This is a genomic window from Bradyrhizobium sp. 521_C7_N1_3 (genome assembly GCF_052075975.1).
Taxonomy (GTDB): Bacteria; Pseudomonadota; Alphaproteobacteria; order Rhizobiales; family Xanthobacteraceae; genus Bradyrhizobium; species Bradyrhizobium japonicum.
Genome location: NZ_CP197232.1, coordinates 7,040,035 through 7,053,343 on the forward strand (window position 1 = coordinate 7,040,035; position 13,309 = coordinate 7,053,343).

Consider the following 13,309-nt stretch of genomic DNA (forward strand, 5'->3'; position numbering starts at 1 on the left):
GCGTACGCCGCGGCCTTTCGATTTCATCACTGCGGTCTCTGGAATACTGGATCGCCCGATCACGTCGGGCGATGACACCGAGAACGTGGCGTACAGTGAGACGGCGTCGACAGCGCGCCCCTACCCCTTCACGTCATACTGCCTGCTGAGGTGATCGCCGATCTGCACCAGCATGGCGACGCTTTCGGGGAAGCCCGGCTTGTCGCTCACGGCCTGGTTTGCATCGGCGCGGAATTCCCAGCCGTCGCCGTCGCGGACGATCGAGATGACGAGGTCATCTGGACCATCGGCATGGACCTTCAATTCGGCCCGCGCCATGGCGATGAGTTCGGCTTCGGTCTTGGCAGGCTTGCTCATATCGACGCTCTCCCGGCATGAAGACGCGCAGGTTGCCGCTTCAACGGGCACCTGTCGAGAGGCCTTGTGGTAGCAGGGTTCCTACCGCGTCATCTTGATCTGTCGCACGACGGGGATCGTGGGCAGCGAGCCGGTGTGGTCGGCCTCGTCCTTGGCTTGCGGCGAGGCCGGCGCGCGGGCGGTGGCATCGGGGAAGCGCTGCTTCATCTCGCGCAGGAAGCCGTCGAGCGTGTCGACGCTGGCGGCGAGCTTGGCGATCTCGGCGAATTCGGCGCTGGAGGACGCTGCCGGCTTGCTCGCGATGTCGAAGGCGACCCGGTCCGCACTCTCGCTCATCAGCGGCGCATATTTCTCGCGGAAGCGCGACAGGCCGATCGAATCGTCGGCGAGCGCATAGCCGACGGCGGCACGGATGATGTCGCTCTTCTCCACCGCGTTGAGCGGCTTGAAGTCGCGGAAGCGGTCGCCGTAATAGAGCTCGATCTGCTCGGCGGATTCGCGCCAGCGCCGCGCCGCCCAGAAGATGTCGGAGCGCAGGCGGAGCACCTCGCGCCCGGAAACGTTGGAGACGATGTCGAGCGCGAGATCGTGGCGGCCGACGTCGCTTTGCGCGCGCGCCTCCAGCAGCAGCCGCTGCTGCCGCAGCTCGCCGGAGAGATCGCTGATGCGGCTCGCGCGCAGCGCCGAGATCGCCATGTCGGGCTTGCGGTTGGCGAGGTAGATCATGGACAGGCGCGCGGCGACCTGGGCGCGGGCTGCGCCTTCGAGGCGATGGTCGACCTGGTACTGCAACAGCTCGGCGGCCTGGTCGAGCAGGTCAATCGAGGCGAGACGGTCGGCGAGCCGGCGGATCAGCTCGTCGCCGCGGCGGCCGATCGGCGTCAGCTCGCGGAACTCGTAGAACATTCCGAGCGCCTCGACCGGCGGCAGCTCGTCACCCTTGGGCCCCAGGAAGATCTGCGTGAACAGGTCGGAGGCGAGGTCCTGCGCCTGACGCGAGGCCTCGGCGTTCGGCTGGAGCCTTGTCGCGGTGCGCGCCGCCCTGAGCGCGTCCCGGTAGCGCCCGTTCTCGGCATATATCTGCGACAGCATCTGGAGCGTCTTGACCTCGATCGAGTCGCCCCGCCAGGTCATCGACAGCGTCTCGAGCTCACGCAGCGCGTCTTCCTTGCTGATCTCGTCGCGCTTCTGCCGCAGCGCCACTTCGAGCTGCTTGGCCTCGGCCGCCGCCTGACGATCGTTCGAGGCGACCGCGAATTTGTAGTCGTCGAGCGCGTCCTTGTCGTGGCCGAGGGCCTCGGCGAGCCGGCCGCGCAGCACGGCGAAGCCGGGCGCCGCCTCGGGCGGTATGCCGACCACCTCGATCTCGCTGCGGCGCTTGGAGGCGCCGGCATAATCCTTCACCTCGAGCGAGGCGCGCATCGCCTCCATCGTCACGATGCGCTGGATGTCGATCGGCAGCGAGGCGATGGCGAATTCGACGTTCTTGAACTTCTCGCGCGCATCCGCCCACTTGCCCTGGCGCGCATAGGCGAGCGCCTTCCAGAGCTGGGAATCGTGGCTGTTACCGATCACGGGATTGGCGAGGTCCTTCAAGCCCTGCGCTGGCCGGCCGATCAGGATGTTCGCGATCGCATGCATGATCAGCGCGCCGCTCTCCTCCTTGTTGAGGGGATCGGCCAGCATCAGGTCGGTCACCGACTTGGCCTCGTGGTACATCGCGCGCGACATGTAGAACTGCGCGAGATCGAGCCGCGGCAGCGAACGCTGCGCCGGCTCGACGGTCGCGATCGCCGTGATCAGACTGCCCTGGCGCGTCCAGAAATCCTCCGACTGGCCCTTGCGCCAGCCTTCCGGACTGAAGACCGGCCGCACCGCGGTCGGCGCCCGCTCGGCGGAGATATCGACCGGCGACAGTGTCAGTCCGCCCTTCTTGCCGAGAATGACCTTGTCGGATCCGACCTCGACGCCGACTTCGTCGGAGTTCGGCCGGATCGCGATGCCGTGCGCGGATTCCAGCAGTGAGAGATCGACGAGATCCTGCCGCTTGATGAAGCCGCGCACCGGCCGCTGCCCGGTGACGACATAGAGCGTGTCGCCGGCGTCGGGATCGGTCAGCTTGTGCAACAGGCCCGGATTGGCGAAGGGGATCGCGATATTGGCGAGCGCGGGGTCGGTGATGTTGCGCGACATCATCAGCGGCAGCGGCGTCGCCTGGATCTTGTCGGCGAGCGTCAGGAGCCAATTGGTCTCCTTGCCGACCTCCTCGCTCGTCAGCGAGTAGACCAGCGGCCGGGTGAGACGGATGCGGACCGCCTGCCCCTTGTCGAGCGGCATGCGGCTGACCTCGCCGATCATCGCACCGCCCCGGCTGCGGATCGCTTCGACGTCGATCGGCTTCGGCGTATCGAACACCAGCCACACCGTATCGCCGCGGCGGAACGCCGCCGCAGGCGTTGCCACCTGAAGCGGGAAGATCACGCGCAAGCCATCGCTGTCGCGGCGGACATCGACGCTGGCCACGGTGGGCTGCGGCGCGGCCGGCGCCTCGGCAGGTGCGGCCTTGACGCTGTCCTTGACCGGCTCTTTCGTAGCCTCCTTCACGACCTCCTTGGGCACTTCGGACACCGCGGGCTTGACGGGCGCGACCACAGCTTCCGTTGCCGGCGCCGCAGGCCTCGACACGTCCTTGGGCGGTTCCGCGGCACGCGGTGCTTCGGCCGCGGGAGCCGGCGCAGGCTTCGGTGCTTCGACCGGCGGCATCGCCGCCGGAGCTTCCGGCTTCACCTCGGGCTTGGCTTCGACCTTGGCTTCGCGCGCGATCGTCTCGGACGTCGGCGGCGCGATCTCGCGATGGACCTCCTTCGGCTTCTCGGCCGCCGGCTTTTCCGGAGCCGGTCCATGGCTTTGGGCCACGGGCTTTGCCTGCGCGATCACCGCCTCAGCCGTCGCGGCGGTCTTGCCCTTGTCGGGCTGGAAGGAGATGTCGACGACGTAATTCTTCTCGTCGCGGAAGGAGTGCACGTCCGAATCGCCGATCAGTGCGATCTCGACACTGGTCTGGTCGATGTCGGACTTCTGCTTGATCGAAGCGACGTTCGGGGGCGCGGCGACGACGGCGTCCGCCAGATCGAAATTGAGGCCGGCATTGAATGCAAGCGTCAGCTTCTGCTCGTTGAGCACGGAGGACACGCCGACGCCGTCGGGCATCTCGAACACGAAGCGCACGAAAGTCGGCTGCACCGAGGCGCGCACGCGGATCTGCGGACGCTTCTTGGTCTCGGCCGCGGCGCGCTGGGCGCGCAAGGCGCGTTCGGCGACACGCGCACGCTCGGCCAGTTCCTTGACCACGTCCATGGGCAGGCTTGGCGGCGGCCCCTTCCAGCCCTCCGGCAACAGATCGATGAAGGTGCGCTCGCCCGCATTCATGGTGTTGACGGTGACGCGCCGCGCCAGCGACAGGCGGATGGCGCTGCCGTCGGGATCGCGGCGGGCAGAATTGACGTAGTCGGGCGCACCTTCCGGAACGCGATCGACAGGAACGTCGACCGCCCGGTCGAAGCGAATGATGAGAATGGAGCCGGCCGTCGTCACCTCGGAGGGAACGTCCTCGCCGAGCTTGATCACCAGTCGGGCAAAGCCGCCACTGGCCGAGAAAGTCGCCTCGCCCCGGACCACATCGGCGGCGCGGGCGGGCGCACCGAGGCCGATGAGCAGGCAGGCCGCCAGCACGGGTGCCTTGCGGACATGACGCGACAGTCCTCGCGCCAAGGCGCGGGCTCGCGACATAAATCCAGCGGCAGCCTTCTGCGCCATTGGCGGCGTTTCTTCCAATTCGGCGGTCCATGCCGGCACTGGCGCCGGCCCGTGCCGTCGACTGTAGGTTTTGCCAATTAAGGACTTGTTAATGCTGTAATGACGAATTCACCCGGCACAGTGCGTCGCGACGCCTGCTTGCGGGCTCGGGCGTTCGTGCTTCGAAATCTGGAGAGCAAGTGGTTAAGGAGGTGTTAACACCCCGTCGTCCGCACCATCAGGGATGCCGATCACACCCCGCGATTGGCCGGCAAGGCATTCAACCTGCCGCGCGCTTCGCGAATTGACTGCAAGGTCAATCGCTTTTCCGAGATTCGGCGCTCGATGTACTCACGCTCGAGATCCGTCAGCGGCGTGTTCAACAACCGCTGATAGCGGCGAATGCTATCGTCGTGAGCCCGAATGAGCGCGAACCTTGCATCCATATTCACCTCCGATTCGTTCCGCCTCACCGGGCCAATTCAGTTGTAATCGACGCCATAACGCGCGAACTCGTCGCCGATGTTCTTCTGAATTGTCCTTGCAGTCGAAATGTCAGATTTTCCGCCGATCGCATCGCCTTGTTTCAGCTTGGCAACGCCGCGGCCAAACAGCGCGCTCGCCAGTTCCGGGGCGGCTCGCAGGGCAGAATTGTAGTCATCGATCGCCGCACCGAACTCACCCATCTTCAGGTGGATCAGCCCACGCGAGTCGTACACGGCAGCGCTGGCCGATCCCGATTGAAGCGCTCTGTCGCAATCCTCCAGCGCTTCTCGCGAGGCACCAAGGACCGCCCGGCTCCAACATCGTCCGCTCCATGCCGCCCGCGACGCGGGCTGAAGGCGGATTGCCTCGTCGTAATCATGCGCCGCGCGCTGATGGTCGTTTTTCTTCAGGTAGGCACCGGCGCGGTTGACGAAGGCAGCGCCATAGCCAGGATCGAGCTTGATCGCATTATCAAAGGCTTCGATCGCGAGCTCATATTCGCGTCTCCTCAAGTGAGCCACGCCGCGGTTGTTGAAGGCCTTTGCGTATGTCGGATTGAGTGCGATCGACTGATCGAAATCGCTGATGGCGCTGTCGTAGTCGCCCTTTGCAGTGTAGGCGTTGCCGCGATTGTTGTACGCGATTGCCAGAGCCGCCGTCGAGTCTGGACGCGCCTGTATGAAAGTCGTGCAGGCACCGATCCGGGCATCGAGCGAGGCGGCACCCGTTCCGTTGCACAGTTCGATATTGCTGAGATAGCTGTCCTTCACCTTGGAGCTTTGGGCCACGACCGGCAAGCCGACCAACATCAGGACGACAAGCGCCAGTCCGCCTTCGGCAACGGAGGATCCTGGTTTCATGTCAGGCTCCCGATCTTCTGAGATCTGGCGATTGCACCGGCTCGGACCAATTCTCTAGCAGCCGCGGCAGATGTTCAGATTGAGCCTTTTCTCGGCCCTTTGCTCGGGTTGGCGTGTCCCCGCAGCACCGGGCTTCTTCGTATATTTGTCCTTGCCCTCTTCGATCAGAGTGGAAAACTTGGTGGTTCCGTCGTCCGAGATTTCGACGTGAGGTGTGGTGCCTCGAATGCCCATCGTCGCGACCGGCGTTTCGATCTTCATGTCTCCGGTCTTCGCAACCTGGCCGGCAACAAAAACGAACGTACCCTTGGTCAGGTTGAAGGCTGTCGAATTGGACTTTCCACCCGGCTCGTAGACGTATTCGTCCAATGTCATGCGGGCGTTGCTCGACAAGTTGAACGAAGTTCCATCGACGAAGTTGATGCCGACCCGACTGTCGGCACCGGTTCGAACCAAATCGCCCAAATAGACGAGATCACCGATCTTCGTCTGGATGGGTTCGCCCCCGACGTTTGCCTGGACAATGGCCGCGCCCGCATGCTCGATGATGACCGAGCCATCGGCTGTCACAACTTTCCCGATTGGCTTTGACGACGAGTCCAGCACAGCACGCCGCGGAGAATCGTCCTGCGCCTGAACCGGGCCGGGTGACGAGGCGGCCAGCGCAAGGACGAGACCTGCCACGAGAACAATCGTTGCACGAGTGCCCACGGCTTCCTCCTTTTCGAAGATATGATCCTCGAGCATCCGAACGGCTCCGACCGCGCCGGCGAAAGCCATCGGAGATAATGGCAGACCAGCCACAGCAAACCACGACAACCAAAATGGTTATTCCGGGGTACTCCGAATGGCTGATCGCCGTGTCCAAAAGAGTCACTATCCGCGCCAGGCAATTTCAAACAGCTTTTGGCGCTGAAAGCGGTACCGTCGGGCGAAACGACAGCAATTCTGCCGTGATCAGCCTGGGCGGAATTCTCAGAAACGACAACTTTTTAGCGGCCATGGCTGAGGTTGCCGGCACAAAATTGTTCCCGATCGCGTGACGCGGCAAGCTGGCCAAGATGCGGCGGCATAGGGCGACGCCTGAGGCCGACCGCTCGGGCAATCGAGGTTGAAAAATGGCCGTCACGTCCACTGCAGAGCACGGGGGCGAGCGCGAAGCCGCTGCGGGCCTGCATCGCCGCGTGAAGACGGCGAAGAGCAATCCTCCTGATGTACCCGTTGTTCAATCTCATGAGCGAGCCTCTGCCGGCCGTTTCGGGATGCTGTCGCTCACGGCATTGCTCTTCTCGATGATCAAAGAGGTCAGGGCTGCAGACCCGAACGCAACGTTCCTGGACGACGATACGATTACATACAAGGACTTTGCACACGGCACGTTCGAACTCACGACCAAGGAATCAACCCCGCGGCACATCATCGTCGAGGACCCCGGACAAACGGTTGTGCTGAGCAAGGTCGGCTCCGGGCTTACCGTGAATCAGCTCGACAACAGCCCCACGCGCATGGAGGAGCTGCGGGAGGCCCAGCAGGAGGCGCTCGAAAATTTCTCGAAGGGATTTGGCAAGAACGGGTCCGGCACACCTCCGTTCGTCGAATCTCTGCCGCTGGAGCCGATCAATTTCATAGCCCCCTCGGCGCCAAACGCACTGCCGCCGTTGCAGCCGATCATCGTCACGGTGCCCGACATCATCACGACCGTGCGGACGCCGCCGATTTTGAATGTGCATTCGGGCCCGCTTGAACTCGACACGGTCGTGTTCGACGTCTTCACCGCAACAACGGGAACGTTCAGCGCCAGCAGCTCCGGCTCCAACGCCGCGCTGACTTTCGGCATCAGCGGAGGCGCTACGGGCGCTACCGCGCTGCAGGGAGCGATCTACGACGTATCGAAGACCAGCTCTTTTGGCACGCTTTATCTGAACAGCACGACTGGCGCCTATGCTTTCGTTCCCGACAGTGGCGCGATCAATGCGCTGAAGACGCCGACCACCGATACCTTTGTGATCACCGTGTCCGACGGGTCGCTTTCGGCTCAACAGGCCTTCACGATCAACATCAACGGGGCCGACGACGCGGCGATCATCTCCGGCGCGACGACCGGCTCGTCAATCGAATCCGGCGGCGTCGCCAATGCCGTATCCGGCCCACCCGTCACAACCGGCAAGCTTTCGGATATCGACGTCGACGACCCCATCAACACTTTCGCGGCCGTCAATTCCCCGACGAAGAGTGCACACGGCTACGGCACTTTCACGATGACCGCCGATGGCGTCTGGAGCTACACGCTCGATCAATCCAACAGCGCAGTGCAGGCTCTCAACGTCGGCAAGACGCTGACCGACACCTTCACGGTGACCAGCATCGGCGGCACCCCGCAATTGATTACCATCACGATCAACGGCTCCAACGACGCTGCCGTCATTTCCGGGGCGACGACCGGCACCGTGACGGAAGCCGCATGTTGGAAGCCCGGGACTCCGATCGCGACCGGCAAGCTTGCAGATACGGATGTCGACAATACTCCCGACAGCTTCACGCCGGTGACCTCGCCAAGGGCGAGCGACCACGGTTACGGCTGCTTCCAGATGACGGCCGACGGCGTCTGGACCTACACGCTCGATAACACCAATTGCGTCGTGCAGGCGCTGAACGCCTACGACACCCTAACCGACACCTTCACCGTGACCACCATCGACGGCACCACGCAGGTGGTAACGATCACCATCCACGGCACGAACGATCCGGCCATCATCCACGGCTGCATCACCGGCTCGGTGACCGAGCCCGATTGCAGGGAACACGGCAAGCCGACGGCGAGCGGCAGACTGACTGACACCGACGTCGACAACGCGCCGAACACATTCACGCCGGTCACTTGTGCGACACGGAGCGCGGGCGGCTACGGCACTTTCACGATGACCGCCGCCGGTGTGTGGACCTACACGCTCGACACCACCAACTGTGCCGTGCAGGCGCTTCCGTCCTGCGAGACTTTGACCGACACCTTCACGGTCACGACCATCGATGGGACGGAACAGATCATAGCCATCACAATCCACGGCGCCGACGATCGCGACCATTTCGGCCACGCGGCAGCTCTCGATGCCGCCGATCCGCCCCACGCCGCCGCGCTCCCCGAACACAATACGGCTGCGGGAGCTTTTCCCGCCGGTCCGACGGTGGCCGCGACGACCCATGACGCGAGCACGGATGGCACCGGTGCCTCCACCGAAAGTCCGGATCATGGCAAGATCGGCACAAACGGCGGTTGCGACACCTGTCACGACGGGCACGAACAGACCCTTCTTGCCGGCGGCTCCAGAGACGATCATTTCGTCTTTGCCTCGACGTCGAATTCCAGTGCAGCGCGCCCAGATATCGTCTCTGGTTTCAAGGCAGACTCCGAGCGGAGCGACCTGTTGGCGCTCGGCGCGCTCGCCCTCTCCGTTCTGGCACTCGACCACTCCAGCACGACGGTGCCCGCACATACGATCGCCTGGCTCTACGATAGCTCGGCGAACCAGACCATCGTGTACGTCAATCCGACGGATCAAAGCCTGAGCATCGGCGATTCCAGTCTGGTGGAAATCCATCTCGATGGCTTCTCCACCGTCCAGACGTCGGATTTCATGCTCGCGCAGGAAACGTCGGGTCATGCGATGGCAGCCGAACCGGCCAACCTGGAGCCGGGCGCGGACAATGATGCGACCGGTAGCCCGACGACGGCGACCAGCCTCTCATCGGGCGAAACCGTCCATGAGCGAGCCGCCCTGATCGACGGAGATGGGCAAGCTGCGAAGGCGAGCGGGTGCAGGTTCGATGCCGATTGCGATCGGGTTGTTCGGGTCGGGCACACCCAGTTCGTTCAGTCCGACGATGCGAACACGCGGTCGGACGCGCCCACCGGCGAGAACGTGGCCTCCGCGGTGAGCCACGTGCAGCCCGTCAACCAGCCTCATCCCACGGCAGTCGCGGAGAATAGGTTCGTATTCGACAAGTTGGCACCGTTCGAGCCCGCTCGGGAGAGTGTGGCCGCCAAGGATAGCGGCCCGGTCACACCGTCCACGGTCGACCCGAGCATCGAGTCCGGCCCAGACTCCATCGAGATGTCGCACCACGAAAATCACTTGCGCGAGCATCATCGTGGGGACCCGATAGTCGAAAACGACCTTCCTCGAGTTGCGTCGGTTCACTTCGGCGACTCATTTCATTTCAAGCAGCACGGCTCTGACGGTTCGGGTGACATTGCGCCCGCGCCCTGGCACGGGGCGGTCGAACCCTACGCCATCAGGGATGGCGCTTTGCATGGCCACCATTCAGAGCTCAGCACAGGATTGGACGATCCTTCGGACCCGTCCGGTCATCACGAACATGCTGGCGTCGCCCACGGATTCAGGACGGCGTCGATGCCTGAACCGTCCCCGCCGCATATTGATCCGGTTCACGGCGCAGGCTTAGCTCACGCCCACGTGCCGCACGATCTGATCGTGTGATGTCCGCAGGGCAACCGGATCTTCAGTGTTGTTTTCCCGCGCCATCCGATGCGGCGGAGCCGTCCCGCTCGGGACAAGCATCGTCAGTGTCGCCACCTTCGTCTTGCGGCGGCAATGCATGCTGATGGTCAAGCGCGGATGTCCAGGCCAACGTCATCGCTGCGATGAGCAGCCGATTGACGGCTTCGATTGCGCGTTCTGCTACGGACGAGTAATTCATGGCTTCCGCCAGCGCGGCTGCTTGCCGATGGCGGGAGCCTAGGACGAACTCTCCAGCACCACTGTACTCCAGTTCACAGTTGCACGCGTCAACTCATCGCAGCCTCAGAAGATGCCGCTTGCTTCAGCTGCATCTGCAACGCGAGCCGACGAGCTTCGTGCGGCAAAGACGTCAAGCTCGCGGCGATCACCCCACTCCCCGGCGCGTTTGATCTGCGTACTTGGTTGCCAAGTAGGCTCGCACAACCTCAGAGGTGTTGCGGTCCATCAACGACTCTGAATCAAATGTGATCATTGCGATGCGAATGCGATTGGTCAACTTTTTTGGGGGAGCAATCAATGAGCGGAGAAGCCAACTGCATTGTATGTAGCCAGGCGAGAACGGTCGTAGCCGTCTTTCCAATCGCACGGGGCTATGCACTAAAGGTATACGAGTGCTCTTGCTGCCACAGCACCCTTCATCTCGTGACTCGCACGACGAAGGCTGCGCTGATCAGGCAGCACTGCGAGACCCTCCTTCCCGTCGAGAAGCCGCCGAGCGCGACGGGTCCCAGGGTTCAACAGCGGTTCGCGCACTAGACACGCAAGGCGTCTAGCCGCGTACAGGCCGAACGACCGCGCGATTACGCGCAGGCTGCCGCAGCGCGCCGCGCCTCCGGAGCCTTCAATTCGGCTTTTGCGTCGGCTTGCCGTCGATCTTGGGGAGATCGCCGGCCGCAGCCGATTGATCGCCGCCGCCATTGGCCCGGCGGGCCATCTCGACCGTCAGCCGCTCGGCGGCCTCCGGCGACATCACGCCCATGATGTCCGACATCTTTCGCGGCGCGATCTGCGAGGCGATCTCGATCAGCACGCCCATCTCGAGCCGGTCGAACACCCGTGCGGCGTCCTTGGGCTTCATGCCCTCATACATGGTCACGAGGCCCTTCATGCGCTGGGCTTCGGCGGCCTTCTGCTCGGCCTGGGTCGCGGAGATGCGGGATTCCACCGCCTTCATCTCCTCGACCTTGTTTTCGATGCGCTTCTCGGCCGACTTGAGCAGGCTCTCGCGGATGTCGATCTCGCGCTGGCGGGACTCGATCTCCTGGCGGCGCGCCTGCAAGCGTTCCAGGATCGCGCGCTCGGAGGCCGAGACCTGCGGCTGGGCCTCGTCCATCTTGACCACGGTGCCCTCGGGCTTGGTCTCGGGCGCGGCGGGCTTCGGCGCCTCCTTCGGCGCGCCGTGGGTAGATCCCGTGATATCGGGATCTTCCCGCCCCGTCGGAAAGTTCAGATTCTCCTGCGCCCAGGATTTCTTGATCTGGCTCGGCTGGTAGTCGAAGACATAGCCGCCATTGATCACGAGGCCCACGACCTTGAGCGTGGCGAGCCCTGCGACGGCGACCAGGACGACCGGAATGACGCGGATGTTACGAAAGGATTTCATACCATGACTTTATGCCGCAAGGCCATTGGATCGTCGGCGCTCGGAGAAGGCTTCGGCCGCAGCCGCCACCGCCTTCGCCGATGAGGGCTTGGCCGCGGGCACCGCGGCCGTTTCCGGGCTCGCCGCAGGGCGCGCGGCGATCGCGATCTTGGACAGGCGCCGCACCACGTTGTCGGCTTCGCCGAGCTGCTTGTAGAGCTGGTCCGACATCTGCGTCGCCGCCGCCAGCTGGCTGCCGAGGTTCTCGTTGACGTCCCGCACCGCGAGCTTCAGCCCGCCAATCGCGCGCTCCGCGATCTCGGTGGCGGTGATCAGCTCGCCGATGACCGCCTTCAGCGAATGCTCGTCCGCCTTCAGCCGCGTCAGCCGCTTGTTGAGCATGACACAGTAGACGATGGTCAGCATCAGCAGGATAGCCACCAGCGTCTCGATCGCCATTCCCAGGGAGTGGTTCATGGGGCCTCCATCATCTTGTTCTGCTCGTCGACCTTCTCGAACATCGCAAGTGTCGTACTTGGCTTGCGCAGGGGTTTCGTCACCCGTATCGCGACGCGGTCACCGACCCGGCCCATCCGCCCCTCGGTCAGAGTGACGTCGCCGCAACGCACGGTCACATTGGCATCCGCGCGCATGTCGAGCGGCAGGGTGTCGCCCACCTTGAGCCGCATCAGCTGCTTGAGCGGGATTTCGGCCTCGTAGAGCACGGCATCGACCGCGATCTCGGCCTGGTTGATCTCGGTGGCGAAATGGCCCTCCCAGATCGTGTCGCGGCCGAATTTTTCGCCCATGAACATCTGGAGCAGGACGCCCCGGATCGGCTCGATGGTCGCGTAAGGCAGCAGCAGCTCGATGTTGCCGCCGCGATCTTCCATGTCGATGCGCAGGCGCACCAGGATCGCGGCATTGGCGGGACGGCTGATCGCGGCGAAACGCGGATTGGTCTCGAGCCGGTCGATCGTGAAGGTCACCGGCGACAGCGGCCGGAACGCCTGCTCGGCATCGGCCAGCACCACCTCGACCAGCCGCTTGACCAGCTCGGTCTCGATCGTGGTGTAGGGCCGGCCCTCGATGCGGAGCTGGCTCGCGCCGCGGCGGCCGCCGAGCAGCACGTCGATCATCGAATAGATCAGGCTCGAATCGACCACCGCCATGCCGAAGTTTTCCCACTCCTCGGCCTTGAACACCGAGAGAACGGCCGGCAGTGGGATCGAGTTCATGTAGTCGCCGAAACGCACCGAGGTGATGCGGTCGAGCGAGACTTCGACGTTGTCGGAGGTGAAATTGCGTAACGAGGTCGTCAGCAACCGCACCAGGCGGTCGAAGACGATTTCGAGCATCGGCAGACGCTCGTAGGAGACCATCGCCGAATCGATGATCGCGCGAATGCCGGAATGGTCGTCGAGCGTGACGTCGCCGACCGCGAAGCCGAGAAGATTGTCGATCTCCTCCTGCGACAGCACCCGCTCGCCGGAATTCTTGCCGGCGCCGAGATCGCGGCTGCCGTCCTCGACCATGGCCGCCCATTGCAGGGCCATGGTCTCGGATAGTTCGTTTTCGGCAGCAGCCTTCGCGGCCTCCGCGGGATCCTCGGAATCAAGCGAGGCCTCCCATTGGGCGGCAATTGCATCCTGGTCTGGTTGGTCGGTGCCTGCCATGATCCCTAGCCCGTC

11 protein-coding genes are annotated in these 13,309 nt (G+C 63.8%); 2 read left to right on the forward strand and 9 right to left on the reverse strand.

The window, feature by feature from the left end:
* Nucleotides 1-120: 120 nt before the first annotated feature.
* The 5 genes from AB7008_RS33345 to AB7008_RS33365 all read right to left on the reverse strand — a co-directional run bounded on the left by AB7008_RS33345 (nucleotide 121) and on the right by AB7008_RS33365 (nucleotide 6,245).
* Complete coding sequence (locus AB7008_RS33345; protein ID WP_041954750.1) at nucleotides 121-357, reverse strand: hypothetical protein; 237 nt, start codon at nucleotides 355-357, stop codon at nucleotides 121-123.
* A gap of 81 nt (nucleotides 358-438) precedes the next feature.
* The gene (locus tag AB7008_RS33350; RefSeq protein ID WP_441260162.1) at nucleotides 439-4,173 is read right to left on the reverse strand and encodes a tetratricopeptide repeat protein; all 3,735 of its coding nucleotides are present in this window, start codon (nucleotides 4,171-4,173) and stop codon (nucleotides 439-441) included.
* Between the two features lie 230 nt (nucleotides 4,174-4,403).
* Nucleotides 4,404-4,598: a hypothetical protein gene (locus AB7008_RS33355; protein ID WP_041954745.1), complete on the reverse strand. Its 195-nt coding sequence runs from the start codon at nucleotides 4,596-4,598 to the stop codon at nucleotides 4,404-4,406.
* 36 nt (nucleotides 4,599-4,634) lie between these two features.
* Nucleotides 4,635-5,447: a tetratricopeptide repeat protein gene (locus AB7008_RS33360; protein ID WP_441260163.1), complete on the reverse strand. Its 813-nt coding sequence runs from the start codon at nucleotides 5,445-5,447 to the stop codon at nucleotides 4,635-4,637.
* Between the two features lie 105 nt (nucleotides 5,448-5,552).
* Nucleotides 5,553-6,245 carry a FecR family protein gene (locus AB7008_RS33365; RefSeq protein ID WP_248878718.1) on the reverse strand — a complete coding sequence of 231 codons (693 nt, stop codon included), beginning with the start codon at nucleotides 6,243-6,245 and terminating at the stop codon, nucleotides 5,553-5,555.
* Nucleotides 6,246-6,286: 41 nt separating this feature from the next.
* On the opposite strand from AB7008_RS33365, the gene AB7008_RS33370 reads away from it, so the two are divergent.
* Both AB7008_RS33370 and AB7008_RS33375 read left to right on the forward strand, forming a co-directional pair.
* Entirely contained in the window at nucleotides 6,287-6,541 is a 255-nt protein-coding gene (locus AB7008_RS33370) for a hypothetical protein (protein ID WP_248878720.1), read from the forward strand.
* A 75-nt stretch (nucleotides 6,542-6,616) separates the two neighbouring features.
* On the forward strand, nucleotides 6,617-9,994 hold the full coding sequence (locus tag AB7008_RS33375) for a VCBS domain-containing protein (RefSeq protein ID WP_441260164.1): 3,378 nt from the start codon (nucleotides 6,617-6,619) through the stop codon (nucleotides 9,992-9,994).
* 22 nt (nucleotides 9,995-10,016) lie between these two features.
* Here AB7008_RS33375 and AB7008_RS33380 read toward each other — a convergent pair whose 3' ends face one another.
* The 4 genes from AB7008_RS33380 to fliM form a co-directional block, all read right to left on the reverse strand.
* Nucleotides 10,017-10,214, reverse strand: a complete 198-nt coding sequence (locus AB7008_RS33380) for a hypothetical protein (protein WP_441260165.1) — start codon at nucleotides 10,212-10,214, stop codon at nucleotides 10,017-10,019.
* A gap of 663 nt (nucleotides 10,215-10,877) precedes the next feature.
* Nucleotides 10,878-11,639 (reverse strand): MotE family protein, encoded by a 762-nt coding sequence (locus AB7008_RS33385; protein ID WP_014494009.1) that lies wholly within the window; start codon nucleotides 11,637-11,639, stop codon nucleotides 10,878-10,880.
* Nucleotides 11,640-11,648: 9 nt separating this feature from the next.
* The gene (locus AB7008_RS33390; RefSeq protein WP_014494008.1) at nucleotides 11,649-12,095 is read right to left on the reverse strand and encodes a DUF6468 domain-containing protein; all 447 of its coding nucleotides are present in this window, start codon (nucleotides 12,093-12,095) and stop codon (nucleotides 11,649-11,651) included.
* Nucleotides 12,092-13,294, reverse strand: coding sequence for a flagellar motor switch protein FliM (fliM, locus tag AB7008_RS33395; protein WP_014494007.1), 1,203 nt, complete (start codon nucleotides 13,292-13,294; stop codon nucleotides 12,092-12,094). The genes AB7008_RS33390 and fliM overlap by 4 nt, the downstream gene beginning before the upstream one ends.
* Nucleotides 13,295-13,309 lie beyond the last annotated feature (15 nt).